This is a genomic window from Stenotrophomonas sp. 05L44_2 (genome assembly GCF_056665995.1).
On the sequence record NZ_JBFTNR010000338.1, the window covers coordinates 1 to 5368 of the forward strand.

The 5368-nt window shown below is 67.2% G+C and carries 6 protein-coding genes and 1 pseudogene; 3 read left to right on the forward strand and 4 right to left on the reverse strand.

From position 1 onward, the window contains the following. Positions 1-36 precede the first annotated feature (36 nt). The 3 genes from AC1VAN_RS12830 to AC1VAN_RS12840 form a co-directional block, all read right to left on the reverse strand. Positions 37-1146, reverse strand: a complete 1110-nt coding sequence (locus AC1VAN_RS12830) for an S-(hydroxymethyl)glutathione dehydrogenase/class III alcohol dehydrogenase (RefSeq protein ID WP_025874089.1) — start codon at positions 1144-1146, stop codon at positions 37-39. Between the two features lie 63 nt (positions 1147-1209). Continuing rightward, positions 1210-1485 carry a formaldehyde-responsive transcriptional repressor FrmR gene (gene frmR / locus AC1VAN_RS12835; protein ID WP_005411009.1) on the reverse strand — a complete coding sequence of 92 codons (276 nt, stop codon included), beginning with the start codon at positions 1483-1485 and terminating at the stop codon, positions 1210-1212. A 56-nt stretch (positions 1486-1541) separates the two neighbouring features. Continuing rightward, positions 1542-2450 carry a LysR family transcriptional regulator gene (locus AC1VAN_RS12840; RefSeq protein WP_032975409.1) on the reverse strand — a complete coding sequence of 303 codons (909 nt, stop codon included), beginning with the start codon at positions 2448-2450 and terminating at the stop codon, positions 1542-1544. Positions 2451-2581: 131 nt separating this feature from the next. On the opposite strand from AC1VAN_RS12840, the gene AC1VAN_RS12845 reads away from it, so the two are divergent. Then, entirely contained in the window at positions 2582-3685 is a 1104-nt protein-coding gene (locus AC1VAN_RS12845; protein WP_032975408.1) for an alkene reductase, read from the forward strand. Between the two features lie 108 nt (positions 3686-3793). Beyond that, positions 3794-4210: a VOC family protein gene (locus tag AC1VAN_RS12850; RefSeq protein ID WP_480985926.1), complete on the forward strand. Its 417-nt coding sequence runs from the start codon at positions 3794-3796 to the stop codon at positions 4208-4210. A gap of 67 nt (positions 4211-4277) precedes the next feature. On the opposite strand, the pseudogene AC1VAN_RS12855 reads toward AC1VAN_RS12850, so the two are convergent. Continuing rightward, positions 4278-5026: pseudogene (locus AC1VAN_RS12855) on the reverse strand (LysR family transcriptional regulator). 107 nt (positions 5027-5133) lie between these two features. Here AC1VAN_RS12855 and AC1VAN_RS12860 point away from each other — a divergent pair. Further along, a partial coding sequence (locus tag AC1VAN_RS12860; protein WP_480985927.1) for an alcohol dehydrogenase catalytic domain-containing protein occupies positions 5134-5368 on the forward strand: 235 nt, incomplete at its 3' end.

Below are 5368 nucleotides of genomic sequence, written 5' to 3' on the forward strand. Positions count from 1 at the left end.
AGGGACGGCAGGCAGGCGCCTGCCGCCCGGCGCGGCTCAGTAGTGGACGACCGAACGGATCGACTTGCCTTCATGCATCAGGTCGAAGGCTTCGTTGATCTTGTCCAGGTCCATGGTGTGGGTGACGAACGGGGCCAGCTCGATATCGCCCTTCATCGCGTCTTCGACCATGCCCGGCAGCTGGCTGCGGCCCTTCACGCCACCAAACGCGGTGCCCATCCACTTGCGGCCGGTGACCAGCTGGAACGGGCGGGTGGAGATTTCCTGACCGGCACCGGCCACGCCGATCACCACGCTCTGGCCCCAGCCACGGTGCGCGCATTCCAGCGCCGCACGCATCACGTTGACGTTGCCGATGCACTCGAAGCTGTGGTCCACGCCCCAGGTGGTCATCTCCACGATCACCTGCTGGATCGGCTTGTCGAAGTCCTTCGGGTTGATGCAGTCGGTGGCGCCGAATTCGCGGGCCAGCTCGAACTTGGACGGGTTGGTGTCCACCGCGATGATGCGCCCGGCCTTGGCCTGGCGCGCACCCTGGATGACCGCAAGGCCGATGCCGCCCAGGCCGAACACGGCCACGCTGTCGCCTTCCTGCACCTTGGCGGTGTTGTGCACCGCGCCGATGCCGGTGGTCACGCCGCAGCCGAGCAGGCAGACATGCTCCGGGTTCGCTTCCGGGTTGATCTTCGCCAGCGACACCTCGGCAACGACGGTGTATTCGCTGAAGGTCGAGCAGCCCATGTAGTGGTAGATCGGCTCGCCGTTGTAGCTGAAGCGGCTGGTGCCATCGGGCATCACGCCCTTGCCCTGGGTGGCACGCACCGACACGCACAGGTTGGTCTTGCCGCTCTTGCAGAACAGGCATTCACCACATTCGGCGGTGTACAGCGGAATGACGTGGTCACCCGGCTTGACGCTGGTCACGCCCTCGCCCACCTCCACCACGATGCCGGCGCCTTCATGGCCCAGCACCACCGGGAACAGGCCTTCCGGATCATCGCCGGACAGGGTGAACGCATCGGTGTGGCAGACACCGGTGTGGGTGATCTTGACCAGCACTTCGCCCGCCTTCGGCGGGGCGACGTCGATCTCGACGATCTGCAGCGGCTGGCCGGGACCAAAGGCGACGGCGGCACGGGATTTCATGATGGCACTCTCCAGAAAGGGCTTGCGGAAAACAGGATGCGCGGCGCTGTGTCGCGCCGTCGTTCACTTCAGGTACGAGCGGATCAACGCGCTCATGTCGCGCACGCGTTCGGCGCGTTGTTCATCGGAGGCGGCGGGCTGGCCGAACTCCTCGCGCAGGTGCGCTTCCATCACTTCGGACATCAGGCCGTTGACCGCGCCACGGATGGCGGCGATCTGCTGCAGCACCGGCCCGCAGTCGGCGCCGGCTTCCAGCGCGCGGTCCAGCGCATCGCACTGGCCGCGGATGCGGCGCACGCGGGCCAGAACCTTCTTTTTCTCTTCGGGAGAGTGCGGCATCGCTGGCCGGCCTCGGAACTATACTGGGGGATAGTATACAGGAGCCGATCCGGACCTCAATCAAAGGCCCCCTCTGCGGCCAGCCGGGTCAGCTCTTCCACCACGTAACGCACCTTCGGTCGCAGATGCCGCGTCTGTGGCCACAGCGCATGGATGTCCACATGGTGCTGCGTGCAGTGGTCCAGTACCGACTGCAACGCACCGGATTCCAGGTGATGGCGCACCAGTGACATCGGCATCTGGCAGATCCCCAACCCGGCGATGGCCCCCTCGATCACCGCATCGCCATCATTGAGCTGATGGGTGGCACTGGGGATGAAGCTGCCGTTGGTGCCCTCGCTGCCGATCCGCCACGCCACCGACTGGCCATGACGGAAGCCGACCACGCTGCGATGGTCGCGCAGTTCGTCCAGCGTCTGCGGCACACCATAGGCCTGCAGGTAGGCCGGCGACGCGCAGGTCACCAGGCGCTGGCTGGCCAGCTTGCGCGCGACCAGGTGCTCGGCGTGATGCAGACCGCCAAAGCGGATCAGCAGGTCGATGCCCTCTTCCACCGGATCAACGAAGTGATCGGTGAAGGTCATCGTCAACTGCAGGTCCGGGTGTTCATTGCACATGCGCAGCAGTACCGGCAGCACCACCAGCCGCCCGAACGAGGACGGCATGTCGATGCGCAGGCGGCCGCTCGGCAGATGCGCAGCCGAGCCCAGGCAGGCTTCGGCCGCCGCGATTTCATCCAGGGCCGCGGCGCAGGAGGCGTAGTACGCCTCGCCGTCGGTGGTCAGCGCGATGCGCCGGGTGGTGCGATGGAACAGGCGCACGCCCAGCCGCGCCTCCAGCCGGGCGATGGCCTTGCCGACCGCCGAGCGGGAGATGCCCAGCGCGTCGGCGGCCTCGGTGAAGGTGGCCGAGCGCGCCGTGGTGACGAAGGTCGCCAGGCCATTCAGGGATTCGACGGGAAGCATCGGCAGGCTCGCTCATTGGGGACAGATTGTCCCGCCTGACGGGAAATCTACCGCCTTTATGTGCCCGCATGTCACCTCCATCATGGTGCTGTCGCGCCGTTGGCGCCCTCCCCCGCTCCGAGATGACTGACATGACCGCCGCCCTGTTCCGCCCCTTCGACCTCGCTGGACTACCCCTGCACAACCGCATCGCGATGGCGCCGATGACCCGCGCCCGCAACCCCGGCGCCGTCGCCAATGCACTGACCGCCCAGTATTACCGGCAGCGCGCCAGCGCCGGCCTGATCATCAGCGAAGGCACGCCGGTGTCGGCGCAGGGCCAGGGTTACATCGACGTGCCGGGCATCTGGTCGGCCGAGCAGGTGGCCGGTTGGACGCTTGTCACCGACGCTGTACACGCTGCGCAGGGTGCGATCTTCGCGCAGCTGTGGCACGTCGGCCGCATGTCACACGCCTCGCTGCAGCCCGACGGCGGCCAGCCGGTAAGCGCCGGCACGCGGCCGGTGGCGAGCGATCCGAAGAACACCTCGTTCGTGTACCTGGACGACGGCAGCCGTGGCCATGCCGATCCGACACCGCCGCGTGCACTCAGCACGGAAGAAGTACCGGGCATCGTCGCCGACTTCGTGCAGGGTGCCGACAACGCGATCGCCGCCGGCTTCGATGGCATCGAACTGCATGCGGCAAACGGCTATCTGTTCGAGCAGTTCCTCAACCCGGTCACCAATGACCGGCAGGACGTGTACGGCGGTTCGCTGCGCAACCGCGCGCGGCTGATCCTGGACACCGTGGATGCGATGGCCGCGCGCATCGGCGCGCACCGCATCGGCGTGCGCCTTGCGCCGAACAGCCAGGTCTTCGACATGCCCGCCTATGCGGAGAACGAAGCCAGCTATCTGTACCTGGCCGAGGAACTGGGCAAGCGCGGGCTGGCCTATGTGCATCTGAACGACAACTACCTGCACGGCGCACCGGTGATCGGCGAGGCCTTCCTCAAGGCCTTCAAGCAGGCCTATGGCGGCACGGTGATCCTGGCCGGCGGCATGACCCGCGAACGCGCCCTGCGGCTGGTCGAGGAAGGCATCATCGATCTGGCCGCCTTCGGCCAACCATTCATCGCCAACCCGGATCTGGTCGAGCGCCTGCAGCGCGATGTCCCGCTGGCCATCCCCGACCGCAGCACTTATTACGGCGGCGGCAGCGAGGGCTACCTCGACTACCCGCCGGCCCCGTAGATCCACGCCACGCGTGGATGCGCTGCACCGGCCACCGCCGGTGTGCCGCGCCTTGATCCTGCCGGGCCATGAGCGCATCGTGGCCCGGCCCGACCTCGGTCCTGCCCCATGAACGCCTCCGCCGCCTCCTTCATCGTCAACCTCGACGTCCCTGACATCACCGCCGCCGAAGCCTTCTACACCCAGGCCTTTGGCCTGCGCAGCGGCCGCCGCCTCGGCCCCGGCGCGCTGGAACTGCTCGGTGGCCCCACGCCGCTGTACCTGCTGCAGAACGACGCCGGCAGCGCAGCGACCGATGACGGCGATGTGCGCGAYTACGMGCGCCACTGGACGCCCGTGCATCTGGACTGGGTGGTCGCTGACATCGACGCKGCGCTTGCCCGCGCGGTTGCGGCCGGAGCCGTGCTCGAACATCCCATCCGCGAACGCCGCTGGGGAAAGATCGCCGTGCTGTCCGATCCGTTCGGCCATGGCTTCTGCCTGATCCAGTTCAGCGATGCAGGGTATGACGCGCTGGTCGAATGAATTGGTCACTGCGTAGCGGGCGCCAATCCACGCATGGCGTGGATCTACTGACGCGGGTGATCGCGATTCACTCGCGCAGCATGTCCACGAACGCACGCAGCGCACCGGGCATCTGCCGCTGCTTCGGGTAATACAGCGCAAACCCGGCGAACGGTTCGCTCCAATCTTCCAGCACCGCCACCAGTCGGCCGTCGTCCAGATACGGCCGCGCGGTGTCTTCCAGCACATAGGCCAGGCCGATGCCATCGAGCACCGCGCCAAGCGCGGATGCTGCGGGGCCGGCCGGCGCCGCAGGTACTCGGGTGAACCAACAATCAAGCCGCGCAGCGGYGGCCCSATCGGCACCGCCACCATGTCCTCGGGCACGAACTCGTGCAGGCGCACGCCAGCGTCGTAGCCCTCGGCAACGATATCGACCAGACCATCGTTCTCGGTCAGCTCCACCCGTACGTCCGGATGCGCGTGCAGGAACCGCGCCAGCCGCGGCCCCAACTGGGTCGCCACCGCCGCCCGCGTCGCATTGATCCGCAGCAGGCCGGCCGGCACCGCGCGGAAGTGGTTCATTTCCTCCAGCGCGTCATGCACCTGCCCCAGCGCCGGCTGCAGGCGCTCCAGCAGGCGCTGCCCGGCCTCGGTCAGGGCCACGCTGCGGGTGGTACGGTGGAACAGGCCCACCCCCAGCCGTTCCTCCAGCGCGCGGATCGCATAGCTCACCGCCGAGGTCGACAGGGCCAGTTCGGCACCGGCGCGGCGGAAACTGCGGTGGCGGGCGACCGCAGCGAAGGCGGCCAGGTGGGTCAGGTTGTCAGTGGCCATGATTGTGCAGTCTGCCTTGATGAATCATGCCGATATATCCGCTTCTTACCCCGAGGTACGGAGCGTATTGTAAAACGCCTTTCGACAAACCCTGCCAAGGATTCCCCATGTCCCTCGCCCGTGGTTACGCCGCCCACACCCATACCGACCCGCTGGTGCCCTTCGAATTCGAGCGCCGCGCGGTTGGCCCGAACGATGTGCGCATCGAGATCCTGTACAGCGGCATCTGCCATTCCGACYTGCAYCAGGCMCGYGRCGACTGGGGTGGCTCGATCTACCCGATGGTGCCGGGCCACGAGATCATCGGCCGGGTCACCGAAGTCGGCAGCGAGGTCACCCGCT